Origin of the sequence: Vibrio fortis (assembly GCF_000695685.1) — a bacterium.
In the GTDB taxonomy this organism is placed as follows: Bacteria; Pseudomonadota; Gammaproteobacteria; order Enterobacterales; family Vibrionaceae; genus Vibrio; species Vibrio fortis_A.
In genome coordinates this window covers 1-14,562 of sequence record NZ_JFFR01000009.1, presented here as the reverse complement: position 1 = coordinate 14,562, position 14,562 = coordinate 1, and the positions used below count along the sequence as shown (strand labels likewise).

Sequence of the window (14,562 nt, the reverse complement as noted above, 5' to 3'; positions counted from 1 at the left end):
GAATAAAGCCAGTCATTATGACTGGCTTTTGTTTTTCAGCCGTTCTCTAGAAATAGTATCGAACCCCAACCCACGCTTCAGATTGCCAATCACTATCCAGACTCACACCATTTACGTCGATATCACCCTTGGTTAAATCATAGCGAGTATTCAACCACCAAGTGCGAGCACTGTTAATGGGTAGATATTACTTTTCAGCAAGCAGCTTCGCTGCAGAACGCATTAACGCAGGGCCTTTGTTCTCACCAAAACCTGAGTGGTATGGATTGTTCGAGAACATCACGCCAACAAAGTCACGGTCTGGGTCGATGTAGATGAACTGACCCAGGTTGCCACTTTTCGCCATTGCACCATCATTGAAGATGAAGTCGAATTGATACGCGTTGTAGTCGGCTTTTTCATGGAAAGCGTGTAGAGAGCTCGTCTCTTTACTCGTACCAACAAAGGCTTTCGAATCGCCACTGTTACGGATGCGATCAATCACCGCTTGCGAAATCACAGGCTCTTCCGCCACAGCTTTCCAGCTTGGTGTGAACAAGGTGCCCCAACGCGCCATGTCTTCTACCGTTGTCGAAACCAAACCTACTGCGATTGCCATGCCGTCCGGCGTTAGATTGAACTGCATTGGTTGACGCGCATTCACCTTCGACCAAACGCGATCTTCAAACACTTCTGTCCAAGTTTTGTTTTCGATGTTCTCAGCAAGCTTCGTCAGCACCATGGTATTGATTGACGCATATCGGAAGTGATCACCTGCTTGTTCGCCATCCAGTTTTTGTGCCCCTTGAGCCACTTCCATCCATGTTTCCATTTCGCCTGTTTTTGCGCGAGGAGAGTTGAAAGATGCCGCAAAGAAGCGCACCACATCGGAGTCCGGGTTAAGGATTGATGCTAGCGTCTCTTCGTTATCGAGTGCCGTTGACATGTTTAATACTTGATGTAGGGTGATGCCATCCCAGTTTGTGCCTTTAAGCTCAGACACGTAATGAGTAATAGATTTCTCTGGGTCGACTTTGCCCTCTTCGACCAGCATCGCAACCACGGCACCAACCGTTGTCTTGGCCGCTGAAGCCCATACGTGAGTATCTGTTGGGCTCATACCTGGGTATGCTTCATACACGATCTCGCCTTTATGAATCAGCATAAAACCTTGAGTTCTAAACTGCTCATCAGCAAGGTACTGCTCCATCGTCAGCTCACCTTTGGCAGTTGTTTCGACCGTTAGCTTCGCCAAACGAGGGTCGATATTCTTCACTAGTGGCTTGTAGTGCGCATTTGGCGCAGCTAGAGCAGTTGGAAGAAACTCCCCCATGTGCATGTTGTAATAAACGCTGTGGTCACCACCCATCTGCCAATGGAAGTTGTTGAAGTTTTCACGCGCTGATTCCACAAACTCTGGGGTAAATGAATTCGCAGCGTCTTTGACGGTCAGTGTCACTTGAGCGCCTTCAACTTGAAGCGCCGCCTCAACTGGGTTTTGAGCGACTACATCTGATGCAGTAGCTAGTGATGAAACGGCCAGTGATGAAATAATTAGCGCAAGGGGTTTAAGTTTCATGTGCTTCTCCTCTTTGGGTTGAGAGGAGTATAAGGAGAGAGCACTAATCAAATTAGGTCATTTGGTGACATTTGAATATGACGACGCTATCTTTAGTGAGACACTTTATCGATAAGGGCTATGACCAACGTGAACAAGGCGACTGCCAGTACTACTAACATTCTGTTGAGCTCCACTAGCAATATTGTTCCTTACATTGAGTATTGTGATAAACGCTCACTTGATTGGCGCGGCATTGCAGCCGAGTGTGGCTTGTCTCTTGAATTGACTAAATCCAATCAATGGCTGCCAACTCAAGATCTAGTCCGCTTTATCGACCTACTTGAGCACAAATTTGGTTACGCCATAGGTATTGAAGTCGGAATCAAAGCGACACTTAAACAACTATCTCCGGCTTTACATCAGAAGATTCAGCAATGCGATTCTCTTGAGCAGGCGATACGTTGTTTGGTGGTCGAGATTCAAAACCTTAGTAACCACATTACCATTTGGACTGAACACAAAGACGGTTTTTGGTGGCTTTGTCATCGCAGCTGTTATCACCCTTCAACAGCGGGATTTGAACAAGCTGAATGGTTTAGAACGCTCACTATAATCAGCCTATGCCGAATCTTTATCGAAGAGCGTTGGCAGCCTTCACATGCGAAGTTAGTCTCATCTAGCCAAAATGCCGATAAACTTCCTCACCACTTTCACTACTCCAACATACAGTTTCAACAACCGTATGGAGCTATTGTCATCCCACTCAATGAAGATTATCGACCGATAGCGGAAAAAACCGCATCGTTCGACTGGCATCATTCCGTCATCACTTTGATTAACACTTATGCCACTCTGCCATGGTTCAACATAGACTGGTTTGCTGAAATGCTCGGTATGACAAAGCGAACCCTACAAAGGAATCTAAAAAGCCGTGACATTCTTTTTAAAGATGAGAAAGAGAAAGTGCGTCATAAAAGAGCGACGCAATTGTTAGAGCAAAGCGACTTATCAGTACAAGAGATCAGCTGGCAAGTCGGCTACAGTGATCTAAGCAACTTCAATCGCGCCTTCAAGAAGTGGGCAGATGTCACTGCACCACAGTATCGACGCAATTATCGCAACACAGAATAGACAATACCGCGTATTGGTATCCGCAAGACATTACGCTATCCTTTAGCCAAATCTACATTGAACGGTGAACCGCCGTCCCCTCAATAATGCAAAGACTGATATGAATTCAACAACTGCGACACCCTCTCCTTCCCTGAGCAGGCAACTTTTTACCATGACCTGGCCGATGCTGTTCGGCGTACTATCACTAATGAGCTTCCAACTTGTAGACAGTGCTTTTATCGGTCAACTGGGTGTTTTGCCCCTTGCAGCTCAAGGCTTTACGCTACCAATACAGATGATCATCATCGGTATTCAAGTCGGGTTGGGGATCGCAACCACTGCCGTGATAGCTCGTGCAATTGGTGCAAAAAAGACACGCTATGCAAAACAACTGGGGGGACTGGTTGTTGCAATGGGCGGTGTGGGTGTCGCGCTATTTTCGGTGATCATTTACCTAATACGCGGTCCTATTTTGCAGTTGTTGGACGCTCCAGAGTCAGTATTCCCAATCATTGATTCTTACTGGATCTACTGGCTCGTCAGCTCGTGGACAGGTGCAATGCTGTACTTCTTCTATAGCGTCTGTCGTGCCAATGGCAATACCATGCTTCCAGGTACTATGATGATTGCCACCAGTTTGATTAACCTTGTGCTCGATCCCATCTTCATTTTCACTCTGGACTTAGGCATCAATGGTGCGGCGATCGCAACGATCATCGCCTTTGGCGTGGGTATCCTGATTGTGGCACCTAAGGTTACCAAGAAACATTGGCTCACTTTCGATTGGCAAGACTTGGACATTGGCAAAAGTGTTCGCTCTATTGGTCATATTATGGGCCCTGCAATGATCAGCCAATTGCTACCCCCAGTATCCTCAATGTTGGCAACCAAACTACTAGCAAGTTACGGTACCGCTGCAGTTGCGGCTTGGGCATTGGGCTCACGCTTTGAGTTTTTCTCGATCGTTTCTGTTCTGGCTCTAACCATGTCGATGCCACCAATGGTTGGTCGTATGCTAGGTGAAAAGAACCTGACTGACATTCGCAGTTTAATCAAGATAGCTGCTACCTTTGTACTTGGTTTTCAGGTCGTGATTGCACTCGTTACTTGGCTATTTTCAAACGGGTTAGCTGGGTTAATGACCAGCGACAATGATGTAACAACAATCTTGAACTACCATCTAATGATTGTCCCAATCAGCCTTGGCCCTCTTGGTATTTGTATGTTGATGGTATCGGTATCAAACGCGCTAGGTAAGTCGTATACCGCGCTGACGATTTCAGCTCTGCGTCTGTTTGCTTTCTTCTTACCTTGTTTATGGATTGGCTCTCAAGTAGCGGGAATTGAAGGTCTGTTCTGGGGTGCTATGGTCGGCAATGTGTTTGCCGGAACCTGTGCTTGGTTGCTATCTCAACGCGCACTTAAACAAGTTGAGTTGAAACTAGCAACCGAATAATACGTGCACCCCAATCAAAATAAAAAAGCAGCCACCTCGGCTGCTTTTTCATATCTAAGACTAAATTCCTGCCCTATTAATAGAGTTTTTTAGAGCCCAAACTCTCTAAACTTCAATTTGATCACCTAACATTAGCCATTATTCCATTTATAGAATAAATGCATTCATATCATGCATTTAAGAAATAAATTGGTCTATTTTATCAGCGCTCATTAGAAATTGTCCTAGATCATTAAAGCCTTCAAAAACGCAATCTTTGGTTTTAAATAATTAAACTTTGATATGGTTTACGAAATTAAACTCATATCTCCATTTTCTAGTGACCTTGTTCAAATATCACCCACAAAGCCAACTGATAACGGAAATATTGTTGGAATTTACATCACATTTTCTCGGTTTACAGAAGTTTACTCAGGATTGCCCAATTACCACTAAAGGAGTAGCTTTCAGTCATTGAGTTCAAAAATGTAAACCGAAATGATGAGTGTAAAACAAGTTCGATTCAGTGATGAAGATAGAGAGTGTTTGAGCAATTACTTTCGCTTAGCAGACACAATCGCCGACCTAATTGGTCCTTACTGCGAGGTGGTGATCCACTCTTTTGAAAGCCTCGAAAATTCAGTGGTTAAGATCGTCAACGGTCACCATACCGGCCGAGAAATCGGCTCGCCTATTACTGACTTAGGCTTACGTATGTGGAGCACATTCGAGAAAACTGGAGAAGTATCACCAAAGAGCTACTTCACCAATGCAGCTGACGGATCACTTCTCAAATCAACGACATGCATTCTAGCTGGTCCAGATAAAAAACCGATTGGTATGCTTTGTATCAACATGAACTTGTCATTCCCATTTCCAGAGATCGTTAAGACCTTGATGCCTCAGTGTAACGCGCCTCAGACCTTGGTAAGCGAAACATTCAGCAACAACGCCAACGATGTTATTCAACGGGCTCTCAGCGCCGCGATTCAAGAAGTCGATCAAGACGAAACCGTCTCACCAAAGGGCTACAACAAAGCCATTGTTCGTAACCTATTCGATAACGGTGTCTTTGAGTTAAAAGAAACCACCACGCAAGTATCCGAACAACTTGGGATAAGCCGTCAGGCCGTCTACAAGTTTATCCGTGAATTTAAATCAGAATAAAAATTAATAAGTTAGGAGTTATATCGTGAAACAGATCATTACCACTGAACAAGCACCTGCAGCTATCGGTCCTTACTCTCAAGGAACGGCTTACGGAGAGATGGTTTACACCTCAGGCCAACTACCACTGGTTCCTGAAACCATGCAGTTTGTTGAGGGCGGCATTAAAGAACAAGCTCGCCAGTCTCTAGAAAACTTAAAAGCCGTTCTAGAAGCAAGTGGGGCTAGCCTCGAGACAGTATTAAAGACGACGTGTTTCTTGTCAGATATGGAGAACTTCGTTGCTTTTAATGAGGTGTATACCGAAGTGTTTGGCACCGAGAACGCACCTGCTCGCTCTTGTGTTGAAGCAGCAAGATTACCAAAAGACGCACTGGTTGAAGTTGAAGCCATCGCATACAAAAAATAATCGAATTTAATGGGGTCAATAGGAGATTCTCATGAGCGTTTCATTTTTAGGATTAAGCATACTGTTCTTCGGGTTCTACGCACTGCTGTCGAACTTCAAAAAGCAAAAGAAAAGTTTTAACTTCCGCGTACTAAGTGCGCTTGCTGCCGGCTTGTTGTTCGGTGGTGCAATTCAACTGGTGTTTGGTGTCGGCAACGCAGCAACAGCTGGCTTCGCTGAGCTGATTTCAGTGTTCGGTAAAGGTTACATCAAACTGCTACAAATGATCGTTATCCCGCTAGTATTCGTGGCGATGATCTCTTCGATCATGAACGTAGAAGGCGGTGGTGCCCTGTCGCGCATCGCACCAAAAATTATCGGTATTCTGCTTTTCACTTGTGCCATTTCTGCGGCAGTAGGTATCGCAAGCATTTACCTATTTGGTATCGATGCTAATGCGCTAGTCAGCACTATTGGCACCAACAGCGCTATCGAGGCACGTGGAAACTCATTAGTCGCAACACAAGACGCTATGGCAAGTAGCGGTTTGTCGGGTATGGCGTTGTCTATCATCCCAACCAACATTTTCGACATGCTGACTGGATCAGAGCGTACGTCAACACTATCGACAGTGCTCTTCGGTATGTTCCTTGGCTACTGTATCCTGCAAGTGAAAAACCGTAAGCCTGAGAAAGTGCAAAACTTCGTTGATTTCATCAACTCTGCAAAAGAAGTGGTACTTTCAATGGTGCGTGAAATCTTAAAGCTGACGCCTTACGGTGTATTCGCTCTGATGACCACGTTCATGATGACCAACGACTTGTTCGCACTCGCTGAAATGGGTCGCTTCCTACTAGCAAGCTATGTAGCAATCGGTGTGATGTTCGCTATCCACTTCGTGATGGTATCTATGTTCGGTCTTTCTCCAGCGAAGTTCATGAAGAAAATCTGGCCTGTATTGGTGTTCGGCTTTGGTTCTCGCTCAAGCATGGCAGCTATCCCACTCAACGTTGAAACTCAAACTCAACGACTAGGTGTCGACGAAGAAACAGCAAACATGTCAGCGACATTCGGTACCAGTATCGGTCAAAACGGCTGTGCAGGCATCTACCCAGCAATGTTAGCCATCATGGCAGCACAAGTCATGGGCATGCCAGTTGACCTAGGCTTCATCCTACAGTTGATTGCAGTTATCGCGATTGCTTCATTCGGTATCGCAGGTGTTGGTGGTGGTGCAACGTTCGCAGCCGTCGCGGTACTGACCATCATGGGTCTAGACATCACGGTTGTAGCAATCCTGGTTTCTATTGAAGCGCTAATCGATATGGCTCGTACTGCGCTTAATATCTCAGGCTCTATGTTGTCTGGTGTTCTAACCGCGAAGAAGAATGGCTCGCTAAACACTGAACAATACAACGCTGACGCCGCTGCTACAGTAACAAAAGAAGCAGCAGTGTAATTCTTAGCATTTATCAAGAGCACTCAACATGAGTGCTCTTTTGTCTCCCTGAATTCAGGTTTTTAGGTAGTAAATATGAAAGTTGTTGTTATAGGCGGTAACGCTGCTGGTATGAGTTTCGCGGCAAAGTACAAACGTAATCAACCATCGGATGAAGTGATTGTCTTGGATAAGCGCAATTACATATCGTTCGGAGCGTGTGGCTTGCCTTACTTCGCGGGTGGTATGTTTGATGACACCGAGCGGATGATTTCTCGAACGCCAGAACAGGCAATTAAATCTGGTTTAGACGTACGTATTGAAACTGAAATGATCGCACTAGACCGCATTGAAAAGCAGATTAAAGTTCGTCACCAAGGAAAAGAAAGCACCATCGATTACGATATGTTGATGATTGCGACGGGCGCGCGTCCAATAGTTCCATCATTCGGCGAGTTTAACCCAGAGCACGTATACACGCTAACCAGCATGGAAGATGGCTTGGCGGTAAAAGAAGCACTTAAGGACAACAGTAAACAACGCGTTTGCGTAATTGGTGGAGGCTTTATTGGGCTTGAGGTATTCGATGCCGCACATCTATTAGGTAAACAAGTGACCATCATTGAGCGTGAGCAGCACGTGATGAGCCGTCAATTTAGCCCAGAAATGATTGAAGTGGTAGAAGGTGCGATTCGTGAATCTGGCGCTGAGCTTAAAACGAGTTGCAGCGTGTCTGCGATTCGCGATGCAGAGCAAGGTGGTTACGTCATCGAAACTGACGACGGCAGTGTTGAGGCTGACGTGGTGATCATGTCACTTGGCTTTAAACCAAATACCGAAGCATTCGAATTACCAAAAGCTACCAACGGAGCGTTGTTGGTGAATGAATTCGGTGCCACTGAAGACGCTTATATCCACGCTGTCGGCGACTGTGCGGTCGTTCACCATATGGCTTTAGGGAAACCTGTTTATGTCCCACTCGCCACCACAGCGAACAAACAAGCGCGTATGATGGCAGACAAGTTGGCAGGTAAAGATACTTATATGGATGGCTTCCTTGGCTCATCTTGTTTGAAAGTGTTGGACTACGAACTAGCATGCACAGGCGTATCTGAACTTCTAGCAAAAGAACACGGTTTAGATGTGAAGGTTTCAACCATTTCAGATAAAAACCAGACCGATTACTACCCAGGACAAGAAGACATCAAAGTGAAGCTGGTTTACCATCCAGAAACCAAAGTTTTACTCGGTGGCGAGATTGTCGGTAAAAAAGGCGCAGTAGGCCGCATCAATGCGTTAGCTGTTGCGATCACAGCGAAGATGACCACCCAACAGCTCGGCTACATGGACTTCTGTTACGCACCACCGTTCGCACGAACTTGGGATGCACTAAACGTGGCAGGCAATGTAGCGAAGTAATGAAAGCTTAAGCCCTTCCGACCTGGGGCTCATCTCTGATCTTTACCCAAAGCAGCCACCACAGGCTGCTTTTTTTGTTTATCCGCTCTCAACAAAATTGGAACTATCAATTCGTGCCACAATCTGACTTAGTGCAATATTTGATCGAACTTTAAAAGCTTACAAACAACAAGTGATATATAATCACTAAGAAAATATAAAAATAAAATCAGTACTCTTATACGTCTTAGGCTAGGTAACTAAATATTCAATATGGATGCTATTCGCAAGGTTTATCAATACGCTGAACCAAACCTGACCCTTGTCGGGTGGATGGGCTTTGTCGGCTTCCCAGTCTATTACATAGTCTGGGAGTTAATGTTTCCGCAGCCCTATGAAAACCTGCCATTGCGCGTGTTCTGCTCAACACTGTTCTTCGGCATCATATACAGACATCGCTTCCCATTTCGCTGGAGAAAGTACCTCCCGGCGTACTATCAAGTCGTCACAACAATCTGCTTACCCGGCTTCTTCTTTTACATGTTGCTGATGAACAGTTGGTCGAACGTGTGGGTAATGTCGTTCATGGCGGCAATATTCCTGCATATCCTGCTAGTTCACATCACCAGAGTCATGTTCGCTCAAACTTTTGCGGGAATTGGGTTAGCAAGCTTGTGTGCATGGGTAGCACAAGGGTTTCACCTGGATATCACCATGGACTGGACGCATGTTCCTATCTTCTTGTTCATCTATCTATTCGGTAACTTGTTCTATGTTCGCAACCAAGTAGAGCACGAAGCGAGAGTGTCTCTTGCTAAATCTTTTGGTGCTGGTATTGCCCACGAGATGCGTAACCCACTCAGTGGTTTGCTCACCTCGATTGATGTTATTCAATCGATACTTCCTAATCCAAAGCAAGAACCACAAGGTCAGTACACCTTAAAACACGACGACGTCGTATTACTTAAGAAAGTCAGCGACGACGCAATGAACATCATTCGCAGTGGTAACGAGACGATAGACCTTCTATTGACGTCAATTGACGAGAACCGTATATCACGGTCAACGTTTAAGAAACACTCAGCGAAAAATGTAGTAACCGAGGCTATCGAAAGCTTCAGTTACAAGCGCTCGACTGACAGAAAGGCTATCTCGTTAAATGTACAAGGTGATTTCGAATTTCTTGGTAGTGACACCTTATTCAAGTACGTGATGTATAACTTGTTTAAAAATGCTTTCCACCACCGTAGTTCGGATGAATTTCATATCCATGTCTCGATGTATAATGAGGGCAGGACCAACAGCGTGACAGTAACGGACAACGGATCTGGCATCTCTAATGAGGTCATGCGTAATATTTTCCAAGACTTCTACACCACAGGTAAGTCGGGTAGCTACGGGTTGGGGTTACCATTTTGCCAGAAAGTTATGAAAGCTTTTGGTGGTGATATTCAGTGCCAGTCTGAGCTTGGAGAATGGTCTCAGTTCACGCTTTCGTTCCCATTGATAGGTTCAAATACTGTGGCCGAGATCCAGAATGACCTGACTAAACTGAAATCAGTATTAATGATTTGCGAACAAAACATTCTGACCACAAGAATGACCGAAATTAGCCGATTTATGGGCTTTGATTTAACTATGATCAACCCAGCATCAGCGCTGAATCGCAAAGAGTATGAATTTGAATTTGACGTTATCTTTGTTGACGCTGAAGCACTCATTAAACAACCCAAGCAGCTAAAAGCAATTGAGTCACTGCTGTCATTTACCGAGGCGCGAGTCGCTTACCTTTATGAACACTCAACAACCCAGCAAATCGGCTCTATGCTACCTAACGTAAAATGGATAGAAACCCAAGCGTGGTTGCTCAATACAAAATCAACCGTCGACGGCCTGTTTTTCGATAGTGAAACACTGTCACCACATTCTAACTTCGAACCGCTTAAGACCTCTAAGAAAGGTACGATTATGGTGGTTGACGACAATGAGTCACTACGCAGATTTACTGCAATGCTCATCGCCAAACAAGGCTTTGAAGTCATCGAAAAAGAAGACGGTCAGCAGGCGTTAGATGCCCTAGACAACAGTAATGTAGATCTAATCCTTATGGACATTGAGATGCCAGTCATGAATGGTGTTGAAGCATCTCGACGTATCCGAGGATCCAACAAAGCTTATTCAAAGATCCCTATCATTGCACACACGGGCGACAGTTCCCCAGTCACGCTTGAGCAGATTGGCGAATCAGGAATGTCCGACTTTATTGTTAAGCCCGCGGATAAAAACCGTCTGTTCGATAAGATTGCCAACTGGGTTTAAACACGTGAATAAGAGCTCAGTATTTCACTGAGCTCTGTTAGTGTATTTACGGCTCCTCTATCTTAATTGAGTGCCATTTTCGTTTTAACAAACTGTAGATCCTTGTGATTGTATGCTTGCTGGCACACCGTCAACACATGATCAATGTCGCTCATACTCAAGTCAGAATTCACAGAAAAGCGGATGATGTTGTTATTTTTCGCGGTTGCAGGCCGGCAAAATACCGCGCCAAACACATCATTGTTTTCTAAGAAGTCTCTAACTCTTTCGGTATTTCGTTCATCCCCACACTCCAATGCAATAATCTGAGAATCACTGCGAATACTAAACCCTATCTCAGACAAGCCATGTTTCAGTAATGTAGAGCACTCAAACAAGCGCTCCCGTCTCTCGTCAGCACCTTTAATAACCTGTAGTGTCTTCTCTAAACGACTCACTTCCTCAGGCAACACCGTCGAGCTGAATATTGCAGGAAACGCGACAAAAGGCAGTGAATCCGCCATTGATTTAGGACCAAGAATAGCACCAGCCCGATAAGCGAAAGCTTTTGCCAAACTCACAGTCATAAAATCAACCTGCTCAGTCAGTCCGAGTTCATGCACCAAACCCGCTCCTTGCTTCCCATGGGTTCCTAGTGAATGGGACTCATCGACAATTAATGCGCAGCCAAACTCTTGAGCCATTTCGTAGATGTCAGCGAGAGGTGCTACAGTACCAATCGTGCTGTAGACAGAATCGACCACAATCACACCTGCGCCATGGCGTTGAAGCTGTTTGCGCAGATGGGTCATGTTGTTGTGTCGAAAAGGGCGAGCAACCGCATTGGCGGCACGTATACCCTCCCAGAGCGACATATGCGCATAGTGATCGACATAGACAGGTGTATTTTCAGCACATATCGTCTGCAATAAACCGACGTTCGCCGCCCAACCTGATTGAGACAACAAACAACTTTCCATTCCGACTAGCTCAGCTAATTGTTGCTCAAACTCTGGTTTAGAGTCTTCATCTTGCAAAAAAATCGAAGACATAACGACGCTTTGACCGTCGTCTTTTATAGCGTCTCGGTGGGCTTGTTGAATCTCTGGATGATTCGACAAAGCCAAGTAGTCATTGCTTTGCATCACAACAGAGCCCGGCCTTGGGCGTTTCCCCAATACCAAGTGTTTTTGATTCATGTTCGGCGTAATCAGATCTTGAATAAAATAGTTAAGGCGTTCCTCAACAAAGGAAGGTAATGGTTTTGTTTTAGAATTATCACTCATAGTAAGTTCTCTTCGTAATACAGAAAAACGCCAGCGCTGACAGCTGTATATTGAAGAAAAAAACGCACCTGTTAAGTGGTGAGTTGCATATTTTTGCAGCGACTTGCAAACTCGGAATTTAAGGATTTATGGAGGGGGAACAGTCATTAGGATTCGGGAATACACCCTTTATTCGAGAGCACCAAAAATCAAAGATTCACGATGTTTGTCAAGCTCGAAAAATGACGACGCTCACGCTGCGGTGTAACAACGTGAGCATTAACTCAAAGCATTTTAAGATAGTAAATTGGTTGGAGAGTACTGGTCGAACACACTGCTATGAGATATCGACAACCACCTTGCCGGTAACCTGACCGCTGGCTAGACGCTCATGTGCACCACCCGCTTCTGCTAATGTGAAGCGTTAGCTATCGACAACCGGAGTAAGCTCGCCAGCTTCGACAATATCGGCAATGGCTTTTAAGATCTTGTGGTGCTCAGGTCGACCAACGTTGTGGATCATCGGGATCAACATGAATACAACATGCAGTGACAAGCCCTTTAGGTGAACCATAGTGAGGTCGAGTTCATTCATCGAGACTGTTGTCACGATTTGGCCATTGAGTTTTGTCGCTTCAATAGAGTTATTGAGGTTCAAACCACCTTTTATTTCTTATAATTCACCCAAACTTCTTACTCGCATAATGCAAAAAAAAGTAAATCTTCGTATTTGTCATACGGTAGACTTATATTCTTCAGCACAACACTCAACACTTTCTCTCTAGACATTCTAATCGCTAGCACTATAGGAATAGAACCCGTGATTTTTGACCTAAAAAATACCGCCCCTTCATTTTTTTTCAGGATGTCTACAAGTAGAATTTCATGTTTGGGGTTTTCATTATCATAATAAATCACTAATCCACTTAGGGCCTCTACAATGAACTCTTCATCGGAATAAAGCTCTGGCTTATTAATAAGTGCCTCTAAGTAGTTATCAATAGGGTTGATATAGTTTACACCGTTAGGAAAGTAACTCTTAGTCCAATCAGACATGTTAAGTTTTGGGTTCTTAACCAACTCCCCAAGGTTATACTGTTTGTATAAACTTGCACATATTTCTGATTTGGCCCAAGAAAAACTTGGAAAAACCATAACTAGTAGTAACAAAACCTTAATCATAGCTCTTCTCCGCCAGCAGGGTTCCATATAAATAATGTATCAAAATTCTTAATGTTACCATCGTACTGAAGATAAGGAGTTAAAGTCGAACCTTCATTCTTTATAAAATCATTAAATACCTGATACGCAGTACCTGATATTGCACTAGCACCTACCTTATGAATGGTAGGTTTATTTTTCAGTGATATGCTTTTCGCTGCTTCAACATAAGCAATACCCATATTGTTAAAACCTAACTCTCTAGCTTGCCATGCGGCAGAATTCATGAGCACAGTACCTAGATCCTTTTCTTTTATATTAACAAATGGGGGTTTCTGGTTAAACATCTCTAAATCCAATTTACCATTACTCAATCTAGGTAGCCCTTGACCGCCAATTACTACAGCCATTAACTTTTTCCTTTATTGTTTGTACTCCTATTTAAGTGGCTGATTTCCCAAAAAACTTAGGCAAACGTTAGGTTACTGTTTAAAGATGTTGGATAGATCACAATTCTTTTGGGTTGAACAATTCATTTGTATGGAGATCTCTCAATGCAATTTCAATTCGTTGAACTTCGGTTGTTCGCTCTGTAAATGCACTTTATTGCTCCATACGCTACCGATGTTCCGATAGAAAATTTAGGTTAAACATAACCGTCAACACCTATTCGACTAGTAAAACTCCAACAATATTGCCCAAGAAGAAATCACAAAGTCATAGACCCAAGAGTTACACCTTAGAAAGAAGGTGCAGTTGAAGTGCATTTTGAGAGTTAAGAATGCATATCTTATTTGTTACGAAAGATAGGCTTAGATAGTAAGGCAATGGTAGGGTCTAAATCGATTTTGAACGCTAAAGCACTTGGCAAATATTTATGTTAATGACGTATTTTAGAAATGAAAAAAGCCCGCTGATTTCTCAGCGGGCTTTTCAATGGTGGTGGAGGGATAGGGATTTGAACCCTAGAACCGCTATTAACGGTTGCCGGTTTTCAAGACCGGTGCTTTCGACCACTCAGCCATCCCTCCAACAAATTGTCATCAACAGATTAATGCACTGTTGAGGTTGTTATTTGCGTAGCAAATAACTAAATCAAAGCCTGGCGATGTCCTACTCTCACATGGGGAAGCCCCACACTACCATCGGCGCTATTGCGTTTCACTTCTGAGTTCGGCATGGAATCAGGTGGGTCCACAACGCTATGGTCGCCAAGCAAATTCTTTCTTCTCTGATTTTCTTTCAGAAAAGTAATCTGGAAAGCTGTTTATTGTTCTCTAAACTCATTCAAGTGTTCTTGTTTGCTTCTGCTTTTTAAAGCGGAAGCAACAGTTTTGAGTCCATCAAAACCCCTTGGGT

General features: G+C 44.2%; 12 protein-coding genes, 1 tRNA gene and 1 rRNA gene. 7 read left to right on the top strand and 7 right to left on the bottom strand.

The genetic code is table 11. From position 1 onward, the window contains the following. Nucleotides 1-187: 187 nt before the first annotated feature. Complete coding sequence (locus VFDL14_RS16230; RefSeq protein ID WP_032550170.1) at nucleotides 188-1,558, bottom strand: serine hydrolase domain-containing protein; 1,371 nt, start codon at nucleotides 1,556-1,558, stop codon at nucleotides 188-190. Between the two features lie 120 nt (nucleotides 1,559-1,678). On the opposite strand from VFDL14_RS16230, the gene VFDL14_RS16235 reads away from it, so the two are divergent. From VFDL14_RS16235 to VFDL14_RS16265, 7 genes are all read left to right on the top strand, one after another. Next, nucleotides 1,679-2,671, top strand: a complete 993-nt coding sequence (locus VFDL14_RS16235; RefSeq protein WP_032550169.1) for a helix-turn-helix domain-containing protein — start codon at nucleotides 1,679-1,681, stop codon at nucleotides 2,669-2,671. A 100-nt stretch (nucleotides 2,672-2,771) separates the two neighbouring features. Continuing rightward, complete coding sequence (locus tag VFDL14_RS16240) at nucleotides 2,772-4,109, top strand: MATE family efflux transporter (RefSeq protein WP_032550168.1); 1,338 nt, start codon at nucleotides 2,772-2,774, stop codon at nucleotides 4,107-4,109. A 477-nt stretch (nucleotides 4,110-4,586) separates the two neighbouring features. Further along, nucleotides 4,587-5,255, top strand: coding sequence for a helix-turn-helix transcriptional regulator (locus tag VFDL14_RS16245; protein ID WP_032550167.1), 669 nt, complete (start codon nucleotides 4,587-4,589; stop codon nucleotides 5,253-5,255). Between the two features lie 25 nt (nucleotides 5,256-5,280). Further along, nucleotides 5,281-5,664: a RidA family protein gene (locus VFDL14_RS16250; protein ID WP_032550166.1), complete on the top strand. Its 384-nt coding sequence runs from the start codon at nucleotides 5,281-5,283 to the stop codon at nucleotides 5,662-5,664. Between the two features lie 31 nt (nucleotides 5,665-5,695). Then, nucleotides 5,696-7,102, top strand: a complete 1,407-nt coding sequence (locus tag VFDL14_RS16255; RefSeq protein WP_032550165.1) for a cation:dicarboxylate symporter family transporter — start codon at nucleotides 5,696-5,698, stop codon at nucleotides 7,100-7,102. Nucleotides 7,103-7,177: 75 nt separating this feature from the next. Beyond that, the gene (locus VFDL14_RS16260) at nucleotides 7,178-8,500 is read left to right on the top strand and encodes a CoA-disulfide reductase (protein ID WP_032550164.1); all 1,323 of its coding nucleotides are present in this window, start codon (nucleotides 7,178-7,180) and stop codon (nucleotides 8,498-8,500) included. A gap of 252 nt (nucleotides 8,501-8,752) precedes the next feature. Further along, nucleotides 8,753-10,798, top strand: a complete 2,046-nt coding sequence (locus VFDL14_RS16265) for a hybrid sensor histidine kinase/response regulator (RefSeq protein WP_032550163.1) — start codon at nucleotides 8,753-8,755, stop codon at nucleotides 10,796-10,798. Nucleotides 10,799-10,860: 62 nt separating this feature from the next. Here VFDL14_RS16265 and cqsA read toward each other — a convergent pair whose 3' ends face one another. From cqsA to rrf, 6 genes are all read right to left on the bottom strand, one after another. Next, nucleotides 10,861-12,114 (bottom strand): alpha-hydroxyketone-type quorum-sensing autoinducer synthase, encoded by a 1,254-nt coding sequence (gene cqsA, locus VFDL14_RS16270; RefSeq protein ID WP_268844468.1) that lies wholly within the window; start codon nucleotides 12,112-12,114, stop codon nucleotides 10,861-10,863. Between the two features lie 352 nt (nucleotides 12,115-12,466). Continuing rightward, the gene (locus tag VFDL14_RS16275; RefSeq protein ID WP_032550161.1) at nucleotides 12,467-12,700 is read right to left on the bottom strand and encodes a hypothetical protein; all 234 of its coding nucleotides are present in this window, start codon (nucleotides 12,698-12,700) and stop codon (nucleotides 12,467-12,469) included. A gap of 35 nt (nucleotides 12,701-12,735) precedes the next feature. Further along, entirely contained in the window at nucleotides 12,736-13,224 is a 489-nt protein-coding gene (locus VFDL14_RS16280) for a hypothetical protein (RefSeq protein WP_032550160.1), read from the bottom strand. Next, complete coding sequence (locus VFDL14_RS16285; protein WP_032550159.1) at nucleotides 13,221-13,613, bottom strand: hypothetical protein; 393 nt, start codon at nucleotides 13,611-13,613, stop codon at nucleotides 13,221-13,223. Before VFDL14_RS16285 ends, VFDL14_RS16280 begins: the two co-directional genes overlap by 4 nt. Nucleotides 13,614-14,143: 530 nt before the next feature. After that, nucleotides 14,144-14,234 (bottom strand) — tRNA-Ser (locus VFDL14_RS16290). A gap of 69 nt (nucleotides 14,235-14,303) precedes the next feature. After that, nucleotides 14,304-14,419 (bottom strand): 5S ribosomal RNA (rrf, locus tag VFDL14_RS16295). Nucleotides 14,420-14,562 lie beyond the last annotated feature (143 nt).

What these genes read in the sequence shown, in the direction of transcription:
- VFDL14_RS16280 (WP_032550160.1), bottom strand. Translation starts at nt 13,224, where the DNA reads ATGATTAAGGTTTTGTTACTACTAGTTATGGTTTTTCCAAGTTTTTCT.
- VFDL14_RS16240 (WP_032550168.1), top strand. Translation starts at nt 2,772, where the DNA reads ATGAATTCAACAACTGCGACACCCTCTCCTTCCCTGAGCAGGCAACTT.
- VFDL14_RS16235 (WP_032550169.1), top strand. Translation starts at nt 1,679, where the DNA reads ATGACCAACGTGAACAAGGCGACTGCCAGTACTACTAACATTCTGTTG.
- VFDL14_RS16265 (WP_032550163.1), top strand. Translation starts at nt 8,753, where the DNA reads ATGGATGCTATTCGCAAGGTTTATCAATACGCTGAACCAAACCTGACC.
- VFDL14_RS16285 (WP_032550159.1), bottom strand. Translation starts at nt 13,613, where the DNA reads ATGGCTGTAGTAATTGGCGGTCAAGGGCTACCTAGATTGAGTAATGGT.
- VFDL14_RS16255 (WP_032550165.1), top strand. Translation starts at nt 5,696, where the DNA reads ATGAGCGTTTCATTTTTAGGATTAAGCATACTGTTCTTCGGGTTCTAC.
- VFDL14_RS16260 (WP_032550164.1), top strand. Translation starts at nt 7,178, where the DNA reads ATGAAAGTTGTTGTTATAGGCGGTAACGCTGCTGGTATGAGTTTCGCG.
- VFDL14_RS16230 (WP_032550170.1), bottom strand. Translation starts at nt 1,558, where the DNA reads ATGAAACTTAAACCCCTTGCGCTAATTATTTCATCACTGGCCGTTTCA.
- VFDL14_RS16245 (WP_032550167.1), top strand. Translation starts at nt 4,587, where the DNA reads ATGATGAGTGTAAAACAAGTTCGATTCAGTGATGAAGATAGAGAGTGT.